At 47.6% G+C, this 21,242-nt stretch carries 11 protein-coding genes; 8 read left to right on the forward strand and 3 right to left on the reverse strand.

Annotation, left to right across the window (positions count from 1 at the left end):
• Positions 1-153: 153 nt before the first annotated feature.
• From NST33_RS04410 to NST33_RS04420, 3 genes are all read left to right on the forward strand, one after another.
• Complete coding sequence (locus NST33_RS04410) at positions 154-2,151, forward strand: methyl-accepting chemotaxis protein (RefSeq protein WP_339306912.1); 1,998 nt, start codon at positions 154-156, stop codon at positions 2,149-2,151.
• A 69-nt stretch (positions 2,152-2,220) separates the two neighbouring features.
• Positions 2,221-2,526 carry a PAS domain-containing protein gene (locus NST33_RS04415; RefSeq protein WP_221818818.1) on the forward strand — a complete coding sequence of 102 codons (306 nt, stop codon included), beginning with the start codon at positions 2,221-2,223 and terminating at the stop codon, positions 2,524-2,526.
• A 229-nt stretch (positions 2,527-2,755) separates the two neighbouring features.
• Positions 2,756-5,938 carry a response regulator gene (locus NST33_RS04420; protein ID WP_339306915.1) on the forward strand — a complete coding sequence of 1,061 codons (3,183 nt, stop codon included), beginning with the start codon at positions 2,756-2,758 and terminating at the stop codon, positions 5,936-5,938.
• A 19-nt stretch (positions 5,939-5,957) separates the two neighbouring features.
• Here NST33_RS04420 and NST33_RS04425 read toward each other — a convergent pair whose 3' ends face one another.
• Both NST33_RS04425 and NST33_RS04430 read right to left on the reverse strand, forming a co-directional pair.
• Positions 5,958-6,632, reverse strand: a complete 675-nt coding sequence (locus NST33_RS04425) for a response regulator transcription factor (protein WP_221818820.1) — start codon at positions 6,630-6,632, stop codon at positions 5,958-5,960.
• A 149-nt stretch (positions 6,633-6,781) separates the two neighbouring features.
• Positions 6,782-7,645: a helix-turn-helix transcriptional regulator gene (locus NST33_RS04430; RefSeq protein ID WP_221819288.1), complete on the reverse strand. Its 864-nt coding sequence runs from the start codon at positions 7,643-7,645 to the stop codon at positions 6,782-6,784.
• Between the two features lie 142 nt (positions 7,646-7,787).
• On the opposite strand from NST33_RS04430, the gene fabF reads away from it, so the two are divergent.
• A complete protein-coding gene (gene fabF / locus NST33_RS04435) occupies positions 7,788-9,026 on the forward strand; it encodes a beta-ketoacyl-ACP synthase II (RefSeq protein WP_339306917.1) in 1,239 nt (412 codons plus the stop codon).
• 128 nt (positions 9,027-9,154) lie between these two features.
• Here the strand turns inward: fabF and NST33_RS04440 are convergent, their stop codons facing one another.
• Positions 9,155-10,384 (reverse strand): nitrate/nitrite transporter, encoded by a 1,230-nt coding sequence (locus tag NST33_RS04440; protein ID WP_339308604.1) that lies wholly within the window; start codon positions 10,382-10,384, stop codon positions 9,155-9,157.
• A gap of 426 nt (positions 10,385-10,810) precedes the next feature.
• Between NST33_RS04440 and nirB the strand changes: the two genes are divergently transcribed.
• The 4 genes from nirB (at position 10,811) to NST33_RS04460 (ending at position 20,906) form a co-directional block, all read left to right on the forward strand.
• Positions 10,811-12,994, forward strand: a complete 2,184-nt coding sequence (gene nirB / locus NST33_RS04445; protein ID WP_339306919.1) for a nitrite reductase large subunit NirB — start codon at positions 10,811-10,813, stop codon at positions 12,992-12,994.
• A 21-nt stretch (positions 12,995-13,015) separates the two neighbouring features.
• On the forward strand, positions 13,016-15,148 hold the full coding sequence (locus tag NST33_RS04450; RefSeq protein ID WP_339306921.1) for a molybdopterin oxidoreductase family protein: 2,133 nt from the start codon (positions 13,016-13,018) through the stop codon (positions 15,146-15,148).
• A gap of 343 nt (positions 15,149-15,491) precedes the next feature.
• Positions 15,492-15,911 (forward strand): hypothetical protein, encoded by a 420-nt coding sequence (locus NST33_RS04455; RefSeq protein WP_221818824.1) that lies wholly within the window; start codon positions 15,492-15,494, stop codon positions 15,909-15,911.
• 24 nt (positions 15,912-15,935) lie between these two features.
• Positions 15,936-20,906: a DUF4132 domain-containing protein gene (locus NST33_RS04460; protein ID WP_221818825.1), complete on the forward strand. Its 4,971-nt coding sequence runs from the start codon at positions 15,936-15,938 to the stop codon at positions 20,904-20,906.
• The last annotated feature ends 336 nt before the right edge of the window (positions 20,907-21,242 follow it).

Below are 21,242 nucleotides of genomic sequence, written 5' to 3' on the forward strand. Positions count from 1 at the left end.
ATAAATTAAGAGATTTAAGTAATATTTCTAGTGCGAAAATTGTCTTTTGCGAGAGGCAGGACCTAATTTTTAATATCTTGAGGAAGGAGGGCTCTGTACTCTAAGAGAGCTAGACCAAGTAAAACTAAATTAATCTGGAAGAGGTAGAGAAATTTGTCCCCCAAAAATAGCAAATCGAATTGGTTCAACAAGATCCTTAATAACTTTAAGACGAAACTGGTGGTGTCCTTTGTTGCTTTCTTGGCCATTCCATCGTTCAGTATTGGAGTCTTGTCTTATAACAGTGCGAAGAATGAAGTTGAGAAGCAAATTCTACATAGTGCAATGGAAAACGTGAACCTTGCCAGTGCGACCATCGATCTTTCGATTAATGCCAAGCGCGACCACATTGAATATTATGCGAATACACTCGCCGAGGAATTACGTCAAGAAGATGCAGAGGTTCGAGTTGTGAACGAATTGAAGGGGTACGCTGCACAGAACAAAGACATCATCACCATAGGAGTGGGAACAGAAGCCGGTGTCTACCTGATGTCCTCCGATGCGGAAATGCCTGAAGATTACGATCCGCGAACAAGACCATGGTACACAGAAGCGATGAGTACTCCAGAGCAGGTCATTGTTACAGACCCTTATATTTCTGCCGAGACAAACGAAATCACCATCACCATCGCCAAGGCATTGAATGACCAATCTGGTGTAGTTCAGCTGGATCTGAATCTGTCGAATATAAGTACCTTGGTGAGTGGAATTAACGTGGGAGAACAGGGATATCTGATCCTATTGGATGCCAGCGAAAAGTATATCTACCATCCCACGGTAGAACCCGGAACAGATGCAACAGAGGATTTTTGGAAACCGGTATATGCGAATGAATCGGGCAACTCCAACTATACCGTTGATCAAACGGATAAAGTGATGTATTACGCCACGAATGCATCCACGGGATGGAAGGTCGCTGGCACCATGTTCTCTTCTGAGGTAGACGATGCGGCAGCACCAATTCTAAAACGAATGATTATTGTTATTGTCTCCTGCCTCGTTGTTGGTATTGTGATTATCTGGCTTGTGATGCGATCCATCATTAGACCCATTCGTCAGTTGAAGGATCAGGCGATCCAGGTGAGTGAAGGGGATCTTACCCAAACGATTACTAGCACAAGCCATGATGAGATTGGTGAACTGAGTGATGCCTTTGGCAAAATGCAGCACAATCTGCGTGTGCTGATTGAAAATGTGGAAAACAGTACAAGCCAGGTTGTCGTCTCATCGGATGAGATGACTCAGAGTGCGGAATCAACCAGTGCGGCCAGTGAGCAGGTCGCGCGAGCCATTCAGGAAATTGCGAGTGGTGCCGAGAAACAGACTGAAGGTATTGACCACAACCATCAGGCCATGAATGAAATAACAATTGGGATAACACGAATCGCCGAACGTTCCATACATGTCGCTGATTTGGCGAAACATACAACGGTACAAGCGGAAGAAGGCGGCAACACCGTCAAGCAGACGGTGAGTCAGATGCAATCGATTCAAGAAACGGTAGAACAGACAAACCAATTGATTCACGCGTTATATGAACGATCACACCAAATTTCAGCGATCACGGAGTTAATCGGAAATATAGCCAAGCAGACCAATCTGCTCGCGCTGAATGCATCCATTGAAGCAGCTCGTGCAGGTACGCATGGGAATGGATTCGCCGTTGTAGCAGCGGAGGTACGCAAGTTGGCAGAGCAATCCGGGCAATCCGTCAATGAAATTACCGTGCTAACCACAGCAGTACAGGAAGATATGGCTGCTTCCGTTCGCATGATGGAGAAAGTGACCACAGAGGTTGGAGAGGGTATGGAAATCTCAACAGAGGCCATTCGGAAGTTTGAACGCATTCTGGATAGCATGCGGGAAACGACACCTCAGATTGAAGAGATTGCTGCCACGTCGCAAGAGATCACAGCAGGTGTACAGGAAGTATCTGCTGTGTCCAATGAACTGGCAGGTATTGCTTCAGGTAACGCCGCGGCCTCCGAAGAAGTGGCCGCTTCCTCAGAGGAGCAACTGGCAGCGATGGAGCAGATTTCTTCCTCGGCTCGGGGCTTGTCTGCCCTGGCTGAAGAGCTGCAGCGCCTGATTAGACAGTTTAAGTATTAAACGGGATCGTAGAAGTGAGTATCACAGGGACAGCATCACATCATGTTTCACTAGAGGGAGTGGACAACCATGCAACTGGAACTCAAAGCCTTCTTACTGCTAACGGATGCGGTCATGATTACAGATGAGGAAGGTGTGATTCTGGATGTGAATTCCGTTTATGTAACCAAAACAGGATTCTCACGGGAGAGCACCATAGGTAAGCCTGCTCGATTGCTAATGGATACCCACTGGAGAGGAAATCAGACCTGGTCCGGCGTAGCCAAACTAATGAAGGTTGATCAGGAAGTATGGGAAGCTCAGGTCACCATAACATCGGTACATTTGGATGACTCTCTCTTTTATATCAGTATATTTAATGATGAATTTTCATGAAAAAAAACGTTGTTTGGTGATAAGGGGATGTTAGCTGAAAGTAGTAATTATTTTCAAGAAAATGGTCAATATCGTCAATTGAATAAGGGAGCACGGCATACTATGATTTGTGTACTGAGGAACTGCGACCATGAATCTGACAACATTCATTGAATGCATGAAATCCTGAAGTCGTAATGTGGACGGTGACCATTTGCTACGCGATCTTTTATTAAATTTCACGCTAATTTTGATCTTTGTTTTCCTAATTCATCACTATCTGAATCATACAAATGCTACCCGTTCAACATCCATCACGACTCGGATCATTAATGGTGTTACGCTGAGCATGTTGGGCACGGCGCTCTATTATTTCTCTATTGTGCTTGAAGATGGTACATTGTTGAATTTCCGGGCCATTGTGTATCTGCTTGCTGCTTATTTTGGTGGGAGTGGCTCTGCTTTCGTTACTTTTGCATTCATGTGGATGTTTCGGATTAATATGGGGCGTAATCCCTTGTTGGAGAACTGGCAGTATGCGTTGACTGAGTTGTTATTTGTTATAGCCATATGTCTGATCTTTAAGTATATCAGGGGATTTATGCAGAAGTGGTTGTCCGGAGCGTTGCTGCTGATTACTTTGTATGAGTTTTCTGTACTAAAGACAAATTCCCCTTCTCTGCTGATGATGGGGCAGATTCTCTTTTTTCAATGTATCTGCCTGCTGTCCGTTATATTATTCCTGTATTATCTGAACCAAAATCATCGATATAGGAGATTGGTCATTCAGAGGGATCAGGAAGTGCTGGAGATGCTTCGTATGCAGCCGGGTTTTACTTTTAAAATCCGAAAACAGAACGGAAAATTTGAGTATCTTGTGCTTGAGGGAGAGATGCTCTCCCGACTGGGCTTGGATATGAGTAGTCTGAAGCAAGATTACAAACTGGGCACATTGGATATTTTACCTCAGGAAAAGGTAGAATTTCTGCGGAAGCAGTTCGACCGGGCATGGAAAGGGGAGTCTTTCTTTTACGAGATTGAGCATGGAGGTTACTATTCACTGGTGAAGCTTCGTCCGCTGCGAGAAGAAGGCATGGTGAAGTATGTCATAGGGTATGGACTTGATATTACAGAACACAGAGCAGTTAAACGAAGGATTCAAGAGAGTGAGGAGCGTTACCGTACACTTGAACGAGTGTCGACAGACTGGTTTATCGGTTTGGATGGCAACAGATGTGTGGTGTCAGTTAATCAGAAATTTCTGGATGTTCTTGATCTCGACAGGCATGAAGTCATGGGCCGTGAGCTTGAAGAATTGATATTCATTGAGCAGTCGGCGAAATGGGTGTTATCTTTTCAAAAAGTTTTACACCACAATGTACCTCAGGATACGGAATTGAGTCTCATTGTTGGGAAAGGAAAAGAACAGCATGTTCGGGTTCACCTTTACCCTGTAAAGGCCCCTAACTCGTGCGAGAAAGTCAAGGCAGTTATTCATGACATTTCGGATCAGTACCGTCGTGTCAAGGCGGACAAAGCCAGTCAGGCAAAGAGTGAGTTTCTTGCATTCATGAGTCATGAGATTCGTACCCCACTGAGCGGAATCATCAGCTTTTCGTTGTTGCTGCAACGGACAGACCTAACCTCACAACAATTAGATTATTTGAGTAAAATCAATGCGTCTTCACAAACCCTGCTTACTCTGGTGAATGATATTCTTGATTTCTCGAAAATGGAGGCAGGTAAACTGATTTTGGAGAAAGTACCCTTTGCACCAGAGGATGTGTTCAAGCGTGTGGCAGATCAGATCGGTGTGGCCCTCGGGTACAAGGAGATCGAAGTCATCTTTAAGACCGACCCTGATCTGCCATTAACGGTAATTGGTGATCCTTTTCGGCTTGAGCAGGTGTTATTAAATCTGCTCAGTAACGCGATTAAATTCACAGAACATGGATATGTTATCTTGCAGGCAGCGGTAATTTCATTGGAGGCTGAGCGAGTTCAGGTTCGTTTTGAGATCGAAGACACGGGGATTGGAATTTCACCTGAACAACTGGAGCATATTTTTGTCCCGTTTACGCAAGCGGAGCCTTCCACTTATCGAACATATGGTGGCTCTGGACTTGGGCTGGTCATCTGTTACCTGCTGGTAACCTCATTGGGAGGAGACTTGCGGGTGGACAGCGTGCTTGGAGAGTACAGTCTATTTTCATTCGACTTGATATTTGAACTTGCAGATTCGGAAGAAGAAGAGAGTTTCTCCCTGCATACACACCCTCTCCTATATGGTGCGAATGATGTGGTTATCATTGAAGATGATGAACGGATGGGCGAAAACCTGAAGCAGCTGCTCTATTCATTCGGGATGAATCCGACGCTGTATACTTCCTTGAACCATATGATGGAGAGTGGTGGGTATACTCCTGAAGCCGAAGCGATGTTGATCATGTTGGATATGGATATAGAAGACACAGTCAACGGTTCGTTATGGGACAACTTCATGAAGCGATTGGATCGAACGAAAATTCAGGTGTTGGGGTACACACGGGCATTTAGCGAAAATGCGCTGTGGATTGAGAAGAGATCCGTGCACCCTGATATCATGATGGTCAAACCGATTACACGTCTGGGATTATTCGAAGTCATTCTTGCACTTCAGGGTGAAGGTCCGCTGGCCAAAAGTCAGTTGGCTGAAGGCGACGATCCCTATTCGCTTGATCAGAAAGGACATATCCTGATAGCTGAGGATCATGAGATCAATCAACTGGCAATTCGGGCGATGCTGGAACATAAGGGGTTCCAAGTGACGCTGGCAGCCAGTGGCACAGAGGTTCTGAGAAAGTTAGACGAACAAGTATGGGAATTGATTCTAATGGATCTGTACATGCCTGACATGAATGGAGTGGAAGCAACGCGACATATTCGCAAGATGAGGGAATATGATCGTACACCCATAATCGCTATAACAGCAAATGCTCTACAAATAAATCATGAGAGATGTATGGAGGCTGGGATGAATGCCATCCTGACCAAACCCATCCATGAACAACAGATGGCAGACATATTGGCAACATGGATTGATCTGAGAGGTATGCGGAAGATTAGCGGAATTGATGTAGATAAGGCGATCAGGCAGATGGACGGCAAGCCACATATTCTGCAATATGCGCTCACGAAATTCAGGATGGAGTATGACTCGTTTCAGAACAAACTGACCACTCAACTTCGCCAGCAGCAGATTGCTGGTGCGATCCGCAGCGTTCATTCTCTCCGAGGCGTGGCTGCCAATCTGCATGCAGTGGAGCTGTTACGTCTAATTCTTCAACTGGAATCGCTTTTGTCCCGTTCGTTATTCGAAGAAGAGGAACTGAGTTCGGTTTTGGAGAAGGTACAAAAAGAGATTGATATCATTACCGGGTCTCTGCCTTGGTGACATGAATGAAGCTGATGTGTTAAGGTGTGAACTTATATCCGACCCCCCAGATGGTTTGAATATATTGGGGGTTTTTCGGGTTTTCTTCAATTTTTTTACGAAGCTTGGTAATGTGTACATCGATGGTGCGATCATTAATATAAGCATCAATACCACGAATGGCTTCAATCAAGGCATAACGACTGTAGACTTTGCCGGGATTGAGGACAAATAGCTTCATGATCTCAAATTCGGAGAATGTCATCTCCACTCGCTGGTTATTCAACAGGACGGCTCGCCGAGCCAAATCGAGAGAAATTCCGCAATCCTGTACAGTGACAATGGAGCTGTTCAATATGGAGTAACGACGTAATACAGCCTCAATACGTGCTTTCACTTCCTGCATGCTGAAAGGCTTGCATACATAATCATCAGCTCCATCTATTAATGATCGAATTCGCTCCGAGACTTCGGTTAACGAAGAGATGACGATGATGGGAATTGCTGTATGCTGACGCATGAGAGAACAGGGATTCTTGCCTTCCGAATCAGGGAGCAACAGGTCAAGTAGCAGGATATCAGGCCGCGCTTGAAGTTGTAGAAGACCATCTCTTGCGTTAGCGACACGGATAACATCATACCCCTCACCTTGCAAATACAGGGATAATGTATCTCCTAACATGTTATCGTCCTCAATGATAAGCACTTTGGTCATGATATTCCTTTCTGAATCGACTTCGTGTAGAAGGTCTAGGATCCATGGGTTAGCTTAATATACTTGATCATGTATACCCTGATAATTAAAATATGCAACAAAAGGATGTCAGGATTCTAACATGATTGGGCAAGACCTGAGATTCTGAGTCAAAGCTTGCCAACATGTGAATCTGCTTCACGCTCGATCAGGCGCATCAGTTTACGCTCGGTAGCGGTCTCTGGTGCCGGCGTGTAGACACTGCAACGCAGATCGGAGCTGCCTTGAACCTGCAACGAAGTCAGATCAAACAACATTTTGCCTGCTTTGGAATGTCTGAATTCGATTAAGACATCCGGAGCACTGCTGACGCTGCTTTGTTTCCAAAGGGTATGGAAATCAGGATGTCTGTTCATCATGTCATCCAGAAATAAATTATACCACTCATCATCGACATACTGACCATAATAGGCACGGAAAATCGCCAGAAATCCGCTAACAAAGTCCTCCCAGTTCACCGCAAGCCTGCGAAATTCCTTTCGATCAAATAACAGACTGATCATATTCCGCTGTTCGGGGGCAATCTGTTCAAAGTCCATAAAAACATGGCGGGCTGCGTCATTCCAGCCGACGATGTAACAACGTCGATCCGAAATCACCGTAGGGCAATATTGAAGTTCCTGCAAAATTTTCCGCAAGGAAGGGTGAAGTTGAACAGGTTCTTCCTCCGGCGTAGGCAGCTCCGAATGATGCTCCATGGCGAGCGAAAACAGATATTTTCGTTCATCCGCAGTAAGCCTTAGTGCTGAAGCAATGTTATCCAATACGGAATGGGATACCTGAATATCCCGACCTTGCTCAAGCCAGGTATACCATGTTGTACTCACTCCTGCCAGTTGGGAAACCTCTTCTCTTCTCAGCCCAGGCGTTCTTCTCCGACTTCCAGTGGGTAAACCGACCGATTCGGGAGAAATTTTGGAACGCTGTGTTTTCAGAAAAGTGGACAATGCCTGTAACCTGACATCGTAGTTCAATCCATCACCTTCAATCCTCGTTATCATGGTAGTCATTATACTATTATAATTGACAACTTGTAATAGGATATTCAAAAGTGCACTATTAGTGGCAGAGCGTAAGATTAAGGTAGACAACAGCGCTGGCTGAAGGAGGATGGACATGGAACGAGTCGTGATTACGGGAATGGGAGTTATCTCCCCTTTGGGAAATAATGTAGATACATTCTGGAATGGATTAATTGAGGGTAGATCAGGTATATCGCATATAGAACATTTTGATACAGCTTCGTACAAAACGAAAATCGCTGGTGTGGTCCGTGACTTTGATGGTGAAGAGCGTTTTGGACGCAAGAAAGCAAGGCGCATGGATCGATTCGTTCAATTTGCTGTTGCTGCTGCGGATCAGGCTGTATCACAATCAGGCCTTGTGATGGACGAACTCGACCGTGAACGGGTAGGTGTATATATTGGTTCAGGCATAGGCGGCATCCAGACATTGATGGAACAAGGCAAGGTCCTGTCCGATCGGGGACCTGCGCGAGTCAGCCCAACACTGGTACCCATGATGATATCCAATATGGCGGCAGCTATGGTCAGCATGAGGTTTGGTTGCTGGGGACCGACATTGTCGCCAGTAACCGCTTGTTCCATTGGAAATACAGCCATTGGAGAGGCTTTCCGGTTAATTCGTCATGGCGGAGCCGATGTCATTATTGCTGGCGGAACAGAAGCGGCTGTAACCGAAGTGTCACTGGCAAGCTTCGGTAATGCGACAGCGTTGTCTACACGAAATGAAGCGTTCCAAACAGCAAGCCGTCCATTTGATGCGGGGAGAGACGGTTTTGTCATGGCGGAGGGCGCCGGAATTCTGATCGTTGAGTCACTATCTCATGCACTGGCAAGAGGGGCGAATATTCTTGCCGAAGTGATTGGATATGGTGCCAGTTCAGATGCGTATCATATGGTAGCTACCCACCCGGAAGGGCGGGGGGCATATCTGGCGATGAAAGCTTCACTGAGAGAGGCTCAGATTGGACCTGAAGACATTGATGTGATTAACGCTCATGCCACCAGTACGGAGGCAGGTGACCTGTCCGAGACGAGAGCGATCAAACAACTTTTCGGGACAGGTGCCTATGATATTCCGGTCACAGCGAATAAGTCCATGACGGGACATATGCTTGGTGCAGCAGGCGGTGCGGAGGCGATCTCGCTTATTCAAACCCTGCGGCATGGCATCATTCCTCCAACTATCAATCAGGAGCAGAGGGACCCCGAATGTGATTTGGATTATGTACCAAACGAGGCAAGAAAAGCAGAGTTGCGGATTGGGATGTCTAATTCCTTTGGTTTTGGCGGTCATAATGCGGTTATTGTTCTTCAAAAGTATTCATCTTAGGCAAAAAGACAGGCTTAAGTAGAAAGAACAGCGCAGCCCCATCAGGCTACGCTGTTCTTTGGTTACTTCGACTTCGGGATCATCCACATACACCGTACCATTGGTTAACGGCCGTGTGGTTGTACGCCTTACGAAGAGAAGGACGTCGATTCCGCCACGCCTTTGTTGCCTCGGCTCAACCAGCTTACACGCCAGCGGGATTGCATGAAGAGAACCAGGAATAGGGAAGCTGCTGCAATCAGGCTAAGAATGACAAAGCCTGGTGTATAGGATTGATAGCTGCTGTACAGTTGACCGAGAATCAGCGGCAGTGCATACCCGCCCAATCCGCCAGCGGCACCTACAATACCTGTCATCAGACCAATCTCGTTGCCAAACCGTTGCGGAACCAGTTGAAACACGGAGCCATTTCCGGCTCCCAGACACATCATACCGAGGAACAGCATGACTACCACTACAGGCAGAGGTGGCATGAAGGATACGCCAATTAGCATAATACAGGCTCCTGTGTACAGGAAAGTTAGCATGCGGGTTCCGCCAATTTTGTCCGCCAGATAACCCCCGACAGGCCGGAAGAAACTGCCTGCGATTACACAGAAGGTGGTAATGTCAGCGGCACGAACAGGAGAGAGTCCATACTGGGTGTTGAAGAAGATGGTGAGATAGTTACATAATCCAACGAAGCCGCCAAAGGTTACACAATAGAAGGCACAGAATACCCAAGCATCTTTTTGTTTAAGCAGACTTCCGTATTGGGACAATTTCTTGGGTTCAGGCCGGTTAGGGCTATTCTTGGCAAAGATAGAAAAGAGGATGAATACGATAGCGATCGGTATAATGGCAAGTCCAAACACAACTTCCCAGCTGCCAAAATGCGTAGCCAAACGATTGGCAAACAACGTCGCGAGTACGGTTCCACTGTTACCCGCCCCGGCAATACCCATGGCCAGACCCTGATGCTCTTTGCCATACCATTGACCCGCCAGAGGTAGCGCAGCAGCAAAGGAAGCGCCTGCAACACCCAGCAAGAGTGCCACCACATACAGTTGGCTTAAAGAGTCGACCCATAGCCAGCCGAGTAACAAAGGAACCAGGGTGACAAGCATCCCAATCTGTGCGGTCAGTTTCGGACCTATATAATCAGACATGAAGCCAAGCACAAGCCGCAGGATGGAGCCACCAAGGATAGGCAATGCGACCAGATTGGCTTTTTCCAGCGGAGTCATCGGATAGTCCAATGCTATGACAACTGCGAGTGGACCCAGCATCCCCCATATCATAAAACTGATGTCAAAATACATAAACGCCCCGAAGAGGGTGGGCTTATGCCCGCTTTTCCAAAAACTTTTGCTCTCCATCATCCATCATCGCTCCTCATCCAATTGAGATCTTCATGATTTGTCTATGTGCTTGTTAAGGCAGAAAAAGGCCGCAATTCGTCCAGATATGAACGATTTGCGGCCCCGTTGCCGACAGGCGGTACACGTCATTGTGTTCCCGCATCTGAGTTGATCACAGCACTGTGATTTTGATTCAAATTATAATCAAGAGAAAATGTGTATGTCAACAAAAATTACATGTAATTTTAAATAATTCATTTTTTAATCGTTATTCGCATTTTTAATGTTAATTTAGTTGACATTATATTCAGATTCCCTTAATCTGAATCTAATATGAATCTACACAAAGGCGTGTGGATTCCGGAGGCAACGGTGCCCTTTTCCGAATCATGGAGAAGGGATTTTTCTGTTTATTTTCAGGTGAAAGAGATAGGGGGGCAGCCCATGAGCAGAAGCAAACTGGTGATTATCGGGAATGGTATGGCTGGAGTGAAGTGTGTCGAAGAGATCATCGCACTGGAGCCTGATACGTATGAGATTGTAATCTACGGTAATGAACCCCGTCCCAACTACAATCGGATCATGTTATCAAAAGTATTGCAGGGCGAGCATTCGTTACAGGATATCATTATCAATGATTGGACCTGGTATGCCGAGCATCATATCCGGCTATGTACAGGTGAAACGGTACACCGCATTGATACCCGAGGAAAATATATAGAGACTGAATCCGGACTAAAAGAAACCTATGATGTCCTGATTCTGGCGACAGGGTCTTCACCTTTTATCCCACCGATTCCGGGAATTGATAAAGAGCGGGTCATGTCCTTCCGAACGATTGACGATTGTACGCGCATGTCTGATTATTCCAAAACCTATCGCAAGGCCGCCGTCATTGGTGGTGGATTGCTTGGGCTGGAGGCTGCACGCGGGTTGCTGCATCTGGGCATGGAAGCTGTGGTGGTCCATAACGCACCTTACATTATGAACCGGCAGTTGGATCAGAAGGCTGCCGCGATGCTTCAGGAGGAACTCGAAAGGCAGGGCATGTCCTTTCTTTTGGCTAAAAATACGCAGAAAATTACCGGACGATCGCAGGCGCAGGGGCTGCTCTTTACAGATGGTTCCAAGCTTGAAGCTCAGGTTGTCATTGTCGCTGTTGGGATTCGGCCGAATGTGGACCTGGCTAGACGAAGCGGAATCGCTACGAATCGGGCAATTATGGTAGATGACTATATGCGCACCAGTGTACCGGATATCTACGCAGTTGGGGAATGTGCCGAACATCGGGGAATCAGTTATGGGCTGGTGGCTCCTTTATATGAGCAGGGGAAAGTGCTCGCACGTACGCTCTGTGGTCAGGAAACGCCTGAATATAAAGGATCTATTCCCTACTCACAGTTGAAGGTATCGGGGGTTGATGTTTTCTCGGCGGGTGAGATCAGTGGGGAAGGCATACAGACTGCAATTCAACATCTGGATGGCATTCAAGGCACATATAAAAAAGTACTGATGCAGGCTGGCAAAGTGCGCGGCGCCATTTTATTTGGAGATACAACCGAAGGGACGGCTTTGCTTGGACTGGTGCAACGAGGTGCGGATGTAGCGGAATTGGCTCCGCGTGAAGGGGCCCCGGACCCGGCTGAGATGGCTGCTGCGGCATTACTCGCTCAGGAAACCGTATGTGCTTGCAACAATGTGACCAAGGCTGCCATTATGAAAGCTATTCAGGAACAGGGTCTCGAGACGGCAGATCAGGTGAAGGAACAGACGAAGGCTTCTGGTTCATGTGGTGGCTGTCGCCCGATGGTGGCTGCACTGTTGAAACATACGCATAATCTGAAAAATAACGGGGGTACTGGAGTGGTCGCCACACCGGATAAACCTGCTCCAATGCCTGTGTGCAGTTGTACGGAGCTTGGGCATGCAGAACTGAAGGAAATGCTGGATGACATCGTTGTTATGGAGATAGACCTACCAGACAAATCTTTGATCTTGCAGAAGCAGGGTTGGGGTTCGGAGTTTGGCTGCGTGGTATGTCGTCCTGTGATCGACTATTACTTACAGGTATCCAATCGATCGATTAATGACAGAGAGATCATGAATAAGGAATATCGGATAGTTAAACGGAATGGAAATCAGGCTGAACTTTCAAGGGATGATGAGATCGAAGGTCACTCAGAGGTTCAGGTACGCTGGGATGATCAGATCCCGATTTCATCCTATGCAAGAGATGCCAGAGGGTTGGCTGCACAGCTTCGTGCGAGTTGGATCGGTGCTGCGATGCCGTCGCCGGTAAATATGGGCGTTGCACCAGGGCCTGGTTCGTTGGTGAGCGCACTGGTGCAGGATATTGGCTTGCTGGCTTCACCAGCTGGTTGGGAGATCTATGCAGGCGGTCATGCAGAACATCCGGTCAAACAAGGTGGCTTGCTCGGGGTGGCTGAAACAGAGGTACAAGCGGCAGCACTCGCATCAGCCTGCCTTCAATGGTATCGCCAAACCGCTTGGTATGATGAGCCGTTATGGGCATGGACGGAACGATTGGGATTCATGTCCATTCGGGAAACGCTGCTGGATGACCAGTTACAGAAGGAACTGGCAGCTACACTTCAAGCTGATATATAGATGAAAGGCGGGGATGGAAAGATGGGATTATCCGTGAGTTCAGAACCAACAGCCTCCAAGCTCTATGTAAAGGAAACCCAGTGTCCGTATTGTAGTGTGCAGTGCAAGATGACTGTTGAAGAATTGGCTGCACCTGTTGCGGGCCAGCGTCGTGGTGAGTATACGGTTCAGGGTGTTCCGAATGAAGCCTCCCAGGGCAGGTTGTGTGTGAAGGGTATGAATGCTCATCAACATGCGCTCAGTGGTCAACGATTAATGCATCCGCTCATTCGTCGCAATGGCGAGCTTGAATCCTGTTCCTGGGAGGAGGCCATTCAGACCATCGCAGAGCGGTTTCTGGACTTGAAAGATTCATACGGAGCAGATACAGTCGGAGTCTACGGAGGCGGATCTTTGACAAATGAAACAGCCTATCTGCTCGGCAAGTTCGCCAGAGTTGCATTGGGGACAAAATATATCGACTATAATGGACGGTTCTGCATGTCAGCTGCGGCTTCAGCTGGCAGTAAAGTGTTCGGGATGGATCGTGGATTGACGTTCCGTCTGTCCGATATTCCCAAGGCAGGCTGCATTGTACTTGCAGGTACCAATATTGCAGAATGCCAACCTACTCTTCTGCCATACTTTAATCAGGCGAAGGAGAACGGAGCCTTCATTATTGTTATTGATCCACGCAAGACGGCAACCGCTGCCATTGCCGACCTTCATTTGCAGGTGAAGCCCGGCATGGATGCTCTGCTAGCGGATGCCATGTTGAAGGTGATTATGGATGCCGGATTGGTGGATCCTCATTTTATAGGCGAACGAACGCATGGTTACGAGCAATTGATACAAGGGTTGGCTGATCTGCAACTCGAACAGGCGGCACAAGCGTGCGGGGGTGATCTGGCGCTGATTCGTCAGGCGGCGATGGCTTACGGTGAGGCAGAGACAGGCATGATCATGACAGCACGTGGTGTAGAGCAGCAGACGGATGGACATATGGCAGTGAGACACTTTTTGAACCTGGTGCTGGCAACTGGAAAAATTGGTAGAGAAGGCTGCGGATATGGTGCCATCACAGGTCAGGGGAACGGGCAGGGCGGACGGGAGCATGGGCAGAAGGCTGACCAGCTGCCGGGCTATCGATCCATTGAAAATGAAGCCGATCGTGCCTATGTGGCATCCGTCTGGGGCGTGGACCCTGCAAGTTTACCAGGCAAAGGGGTATCCGCCTACGAGATGATGGAGAAGGTCCATGATCAGGAGATTCGGGCGTTGCTCGTAATGGGCTCCAACCCGGTCGTCTCCAATCCCAATGTGCGTTTGGTGGAAGAAGGTCTGCGCAAGCTGGACTTTCTGATCGTGGCAGATATGTTTCTGTCGGAGACAGCGCGCATGGCTGATCTGGTTCTGCCGGTTACATCTTATATGGAGAATGAAGGTACACTGACCAATCTGGAGGGGCGTGTTCTGCTCCGTGAACAGGGGCGACCTGCGCCGGGAGAAACGCTTGATGATTGGGATATATTATGCCGGATTGCCGCGCAATTGGGTAAAGCTTCTTACTTTGAATATGACACTGCTGAGGATATCTTTAATGAGCTTCGGGTGGCGAGTCGTGGCGGAGTTGCTGATTACTATGGCATTTCCTATGAGCGTTTGCGTAACGAGAAAGGGGTGTACTGGCCGTGTTCTGCCCTGGAGGATCAGGGAGAAGGACTACTGTTCGGTGAACGATTTGCTCACCCAGACGGCAAAGCAGCATTCACATTTGAATCCAGCCTGGGATGGAATGATGTATCGCTGAAATTCCCCCTAATTCTCACCAATGGGCGTGTGCTGCCTCATTATCTTACAGGGGTGCAGACACATCGAAGTCCGGCACTGGCAGCTCGTGAATTGGAGAACTTTGTTGAACTTCACCCAGCTACCGCTGCCCGTTATCGTATTCACGATGGAGAGTGGGTAGAGATTCAATCGACGTACGGAAGCTTTACGGTTCGTTCGCGCATCAAAGATTCGATTCGGGAGGATACCTTGTTCGTGCCGATGCATTGGGGCGGCATTCAGAATGTGAATCGGGCCACCAGACCAGAGCTAGATCCGTTCTGCCGGATGCCTGGGTTCAAGACAGCGGCTGTAACCATTCGACCTTTGCGCTTGGTTAGATGATTCATACAGGTTTCAATTTATTAAAGGTTCTCAGGCGTCATAAGCTACTCTAATATTAGCTTAGCGGCTGCGCAGTCCATATTTATATGAGACTGTGCGGCTTTTTTTGCGTATATGTACGCAAGTAGGCCATAGTTCCGTGGTTCCACGTAAACATGAGGATTGGCTCATGAATATGGATTGAATTTTAGTTATGATGTTCATTAGGGGTACATATGTACGTATTTTATATTTTATTTAGAGACAGATCGTCACTTCGAGTTTAGGTTATTCCGCATTGTGGTATAGATATCGGGGCTTATGGAAGCTTCTTCAAATAGGGCAGGACAGAGGGGGCAAGACAGTGAACGTATGGATAACGGTAAAAAGTCTGGGCAAACGCAAGCCGGTACTTGCCAAGCAAGCTGCTGAACTTCCGGAAACAACTCATACGTTAAGGCAGCTCATTGAGAATATGGTGGCTCTGCAAGTAAAAGCGCTTCAGGACAAGAAGAAACAGTCAGAACTGCTCGCCTACCTGATGCCGGATGAGATTGAGGTGCAGGGAGCGGCGGGGAAAGTTGGGTTTGGCGCAGTATACAATGAGGGCGTTCCTGATCTGGAAGTTGCGATGGATACAGCGATAACCGCCTATGAGGATGGGTTGTACAAGGTGTTTCTCAACGATGAAGAATTGCAGGAACTGGATGAGTCACTTGTTGTAAAAGACGGAGATAACGTGGTGTTTATCCGTTTTACAATGCTTGCGGGACGTCTTTGGTAGAGAGCAATGAAGGAGGAGAACAGGATGAATCAGGAAGAGCAAGTACAGGTGTACATGGATGGATTGCAGGAAAGAGCCAAGTCGTTGACAGGGGTACAGCTTGAGCTGGCAGGCTATGTTGTGGAGATCGCCGGGTCTACGTATTTGCGTGGAGACGAAAAGATGTTTTTGAATACTGATAAGCTGCTTGGAAGGCTGGCTGTAGAAACGCAGAAACCATTATTCGAGCCACTGTTGGATGTGCTCAAGCATCTGGCGAGCGAGTCATTGGTTGCACGATTCCGTTATATTGTAGAGCGTGCGACTCGTTTCCCATACAGTAACAACTATGAACGCCGGCCTTTTCGCACATCCGATCCAGAGCAGCATGTAGAACAGGTCATTCGCAAACTGATGGGATTGTTCCGAATGGAAATGAAAAATTTCTCCCTGGAAGAATATGTGTCACTTCGTGAGTATAAGCTGGATTATCTGCATGAGATCCGTTGGGTTCTGGCGGATTGTATCGCTTATGAACTGGATCATCAGGGCGGAAATATGAAGCAGGCGCTGCATGATATTATCTATGGTGACAATCAGACGGCGTTGTTAACCCATGAAATGATCAAAGGTATATTTATGAGTGATCAGGCGGATGCCTATCAGATGGTGGGTGAGCTGCTCGTTGCAGCAAGGTTGCAGGAAGGGTTGCGCCAAAGCATTGTGGAGCGGATGGATGAAGGGACACTGGAAGCCTATATTTACATATTAAAAATCATTATCGACAACAACCTGATTCGTTTCAGTTCCGTGGTAAGAGCACTTGCCGTATGGACGGGGATCGGCATAGAAGCAGCCAACCAGCGTGTTGCCGCACAGTTGATTGAACAGGCCTATCAGGCGCTTGTGCAACCAGAAGTACGCGAGGCCTGGCAGCAGGAAGCAAACGCCAACAAACTCTTTATCAGTCTGTGGGCGACAGCGGTCATTGAAGAGAAGGAATTGAAGAGCAAGATAATCGAGATTATGGATCAAGGTCAGTTATATCAGAAGATTGTTGCCCAATATGTACTGGCTAACAGCCAGAACAGGGAGCTTCGTTTGGACATTGCACGTCGTTATCTGGAGGCGCAGGATACCGAGTTGATGCACTGGATTGTGACCAACTATGATGCGATGTATATGTACAACTGGAGTTTCGAGAATGGAGAGAATCAGCGTAGCGTCTACGTGTGGCCATTGCCTGCTCTGGGAGATAAGGCCTTGCGGCGTCAGGACTTTGATCGGTTCAAACAGATGCTGTCTGCCATTCCAAAAGGCGGGTCAGGTGGACCATCGGGTGTACTTGAGTATGTTCACTACCGGATTGATACGGATGATGTAGTCAAGAAAATGTTATATCTGGCCGCCTATGATATGGACCCGGAATGGATTGGTGAAGTTATTGCAATCAAGGACCGATTAAGCCCGGAACTACGCGGAGAACTGCTGTCCCAGTTTGTTCAGCATCCCGAGAATGAGGTGCAAAGACAGTTTGTGTTTGAGAGTTTGTCTGATAAAAGCATCAGTAATCGGGAGGGTGCACTCGCCAAGGCGAAGCTGCTCACGTTGACGGTTGAAGAGATGAAACAGATGGAGGCGTTGATGAAGCTCAAGACGGGCTCACTTCGTCAGAAGGTCATTCATGTATTGTTACTGCAACCCGTGAACCAATTGGAGGTCTCGCTGAAGCGACTTTTGCAAGCCAAGAGTGAACTGCAGCGCTTGGGTGCGCTCGAACTACTGACCGAGATTGCGGCAGATCCAGAGCGGATAGATCAGCAGGAGCAATTGCAGCCATTGGCGCAGCTGATTGAGACACCCACTGCCAAGGAACAGAAACTACTGGATAAGCTGACCGATCAGGGGAGTCGTTACACAGCCTCTAATGGATTTGGTTTATTTGATCCGAAGCGACGTGAGCCATTACTGGATGAGAAGCGTGATCTCAAGGGCCATAATCCGAAGGATATCTTTACACTCTCTCTGGATAAGACCAGACCATTTCTGGAGGGACTTAGTGAATTAGTGCATGAACACAGGGATTATGAGTATGAAGTGGAATACTACGCTGGCTATAAAGACACATTGTTAGTCGGAGCGAGTCTTCGCTCCAAGGTTCCATATGGAGAGCGGAATGAAATGAAGCAGATGGAACAGTTCCCGCTTCATGACGTATGGGAGAACTATATTCAACATGCCGAGTTCAGCAGTGTGGAACTGATGCAGCTATACATGGCTATACAGCTCCGGGAGTTCAATGGCAATTTGAGCGACCATTACAGTTATTTCCGTGAGCAGTATGACTATGACGAATTGCATAAGATTCCGTTATTGGAAGGCTGGCGCAAGTCGTTTGCTGAAAAGATCTATCCTCTGGATGACATCGAAAAGCTGCAGCAGATGCTGGATTCGTTAACGTATAATGATCAGGTAGTGGCACTGATATCGGCGGCATTTCTGGATAGCGATCCGATCGATACGTTTGAGATAGCTGAGAAAACCTGGGCCTCCATCATCGCGAGTATGCCTGCTGATCGACTCGAAAAAGAGTCAGGCATGCTTCATATTCTGACTGGACCTTGGAATTATGTAGTTCGGGGCAAAATCCATGACGATAACAGCTTCAAACGTTTCTTCCAGACAGCTTACCAGTTCACCAGTCTTGTAGAGAGTAGTCAACCGCTGTCTTTACTGTCACTTGAAGATTTCCTGCGTGCGTACCAGTTGAACCTGATTGATGATCAAGAGATATATCGACAGGTGCTGGTCGGTGGGAATCGTCTGTTGTTTATTCGGGACTTAACATCCACTCGTACAGAAATGATTGCGAGTGATCCGAAGCTTGTTCAATTGCGAGATGCGGTGGTCGATCGCATTCTGGAGATTGAGCTGACCCGGGGAGAACTCTCTACAGAAGTAAGCACACTTGCCATGAAACTGGATCGAATTGAAGGCATGGAACACTGGGTACATCTGGTCTCTGCGATGGATCAGGATACATTTGTCCGTGGATATATCTATAGCTATGGAGACAATACAACACGTAAAGAGACGTTCAGCTATCTGATTCAGAATTGTCATCCGCGGGATGGAGAGGACGAGAAGCGGCTTGGAGAGTTGCTCCAGAAGTATCCGGTGAATGAGAAAAAATTGCTGGAAGCAGCCATGTACGCCCCGCAGTGGATGGAGATTGTAGCGAAACATCTGGGATGGGAAGGTCTACGCAGTGCAGCTTGGTACTTCCATGCTCATATTAATGAACGCTTTACTGCGGAGAAAGAAACCATCGTGGCCCACTATTCTCCAATCTCACCACAGGACTTTAATGAAGGTGCGTTTGATATCGCATGGTTTGAAGAAGCCTATGCTGCTGTCGGGGAGGAACGGTTCAATCTGTTATACGATTGCGCCAAGTACATTTCCGGGGGATCTAACCACCGCAGATCCCAGTTGTTTGCAGATGCTGCACTTGGCAAGCTTCGTCTGGACGACATGCGAGAGTCCGTGTCAGATAAGCGAAACAAGGATCATTTGTTAACCTATAGCCTGATTCCATTCGCTGTAAATCGCGAACAGGATCTGCATGAGCGATACGACTTCATTCAGAAGTTCCTGATGCAGAGCAAACAATTCGGTGCACAACGCCGTGCCAGTGAAGGTGTGGCATCACAGATTGCACTGGGCAACCTTGCTCGTAATGCAGGTTATGCCGATGTTACGCGGTTGATGTGGGACATGGAAGCACGCAAGTTGGATGAGATGAAATCCTTCTTTGAACCTCATGCATTGGATGCTGACACAACAGCGCAATTGGTCATTGATGAGGAAGGCCAACCCGAGATGGTCATCGTTAGCAAAGGCAAGACACTCAAGTCTATACCTGCCCGGTTCAAAAAAGATGGATATATCGCTGAACTGAAAGAGCTAAAATCGGATCTGGTGGATCAATATCGCCGGGCAAGGCAGGAATTGGAACGTTCGATGACTGCTGGAACATCCTTTACACGTGAGGAAATTGCGAGTCTGATGCAAAATCCGGTTATACATCCGCTGGTAAGAACACTTGTATTCCAGTCAGGTGACAAGACGGGAAGATTCGATGTATCGTCCAGTGGTTTGGTTGCTCCAGGGCTGGAGGGTACGATCCATGCATTAGCGGAACAAGATAAACTTTTGATAGCTCACCCGCTTCATCTGTATCAGAACGGAAGCTGGAGTGAATTCCAGCGGGATCTGTTCACCCGTCAGGAGCGTCAGCCGTTCAAGCAGGTATTCCGTGAGCTGTATCTTCCTAACGAGGACGAATTGGCTAATGGTACGGTGTCCCGCCGATATGCCGGGTATCAGATTCAACCGAAAAAAGCAGTAGCTCTGCTTAAAGGACGCCAATGGACTGTCAGTTATGAGGAAGGTCTGCAGAAGGTAAGTTATGAGCACAATCTGATCGCGAATCTCTATGCCATGGCAGATTGGTTCTCACCAGCAGATACCGAGGCACCTACCTTGGAGACGGTGCAGTTCTACGATCGCAAGAGCTACAAACCGGTAGCGCTGCAAGATGTGCCGCTGACGTTCTTCTCCGAAGTCATGCGTGATATCGATCTGGTGGTCAGCGTTGCACATGTAGGAGGCGTAGATCCGGAAGCCAGCCTGACAACAATCGAGATGCGCCATGTCATTGTGAACGAGTCGTTGCGTCTGCTGAAGATCGACAATGTACGTCTGGACGGGAATTACGCACGAATTGATGGTGAATTGGGTGAGTATGCTGTTCATCTGGGGAGTGGTAATGTGTTCAAACAAGCCACAGGTGCACTTCATATCGTACCGGTGCACAGTCAGCATCGGGGGCGAATCTTCCTGCCATTCCTCGATGAAGATCCGAGAACAGCTGAGATTCTGTCCAAGGTGATGTTGCTCGCCGATGACAAAAAGATCAAGGACCCGCAGATTCTTGCACAGTTACAGAATTAGAAATGAACGAACTAGATTTAAACCGCCCCGTGGGGCGGTTTTTTTATTTGTAACCCCGATTTTCAATGTAACTCCGAATCTCAATATAACGAGTGTAGAACAAATAATCATGGACGGAGTGAACAATATGGAGAAATCCAAACATAAAGGCAACGGAGGAACCTGTTAAAAGGGACTTCAGTTGCTTTTATATTTTTGGATATTTCAATGGACCGGATTGGTTCCGTTTTCAAATAGACTTAGGACCCAGGGTGTGTGGATATATTCCTTAATCTGATAATTAATTGCATTAATTGGTTGAACGGGAGTGGGTCGAACCGACTGTTTTTAAAAGTA

Origin of the sequence: Paenibacillus sp. FSL L8-0435 (assembly GCF_037965655.1) — a bacterium.
Lineage (GTDB): Bacteria > Bacillota > Bacilli > Paenibacillales > Paenibacillaceae > Paenibacillus.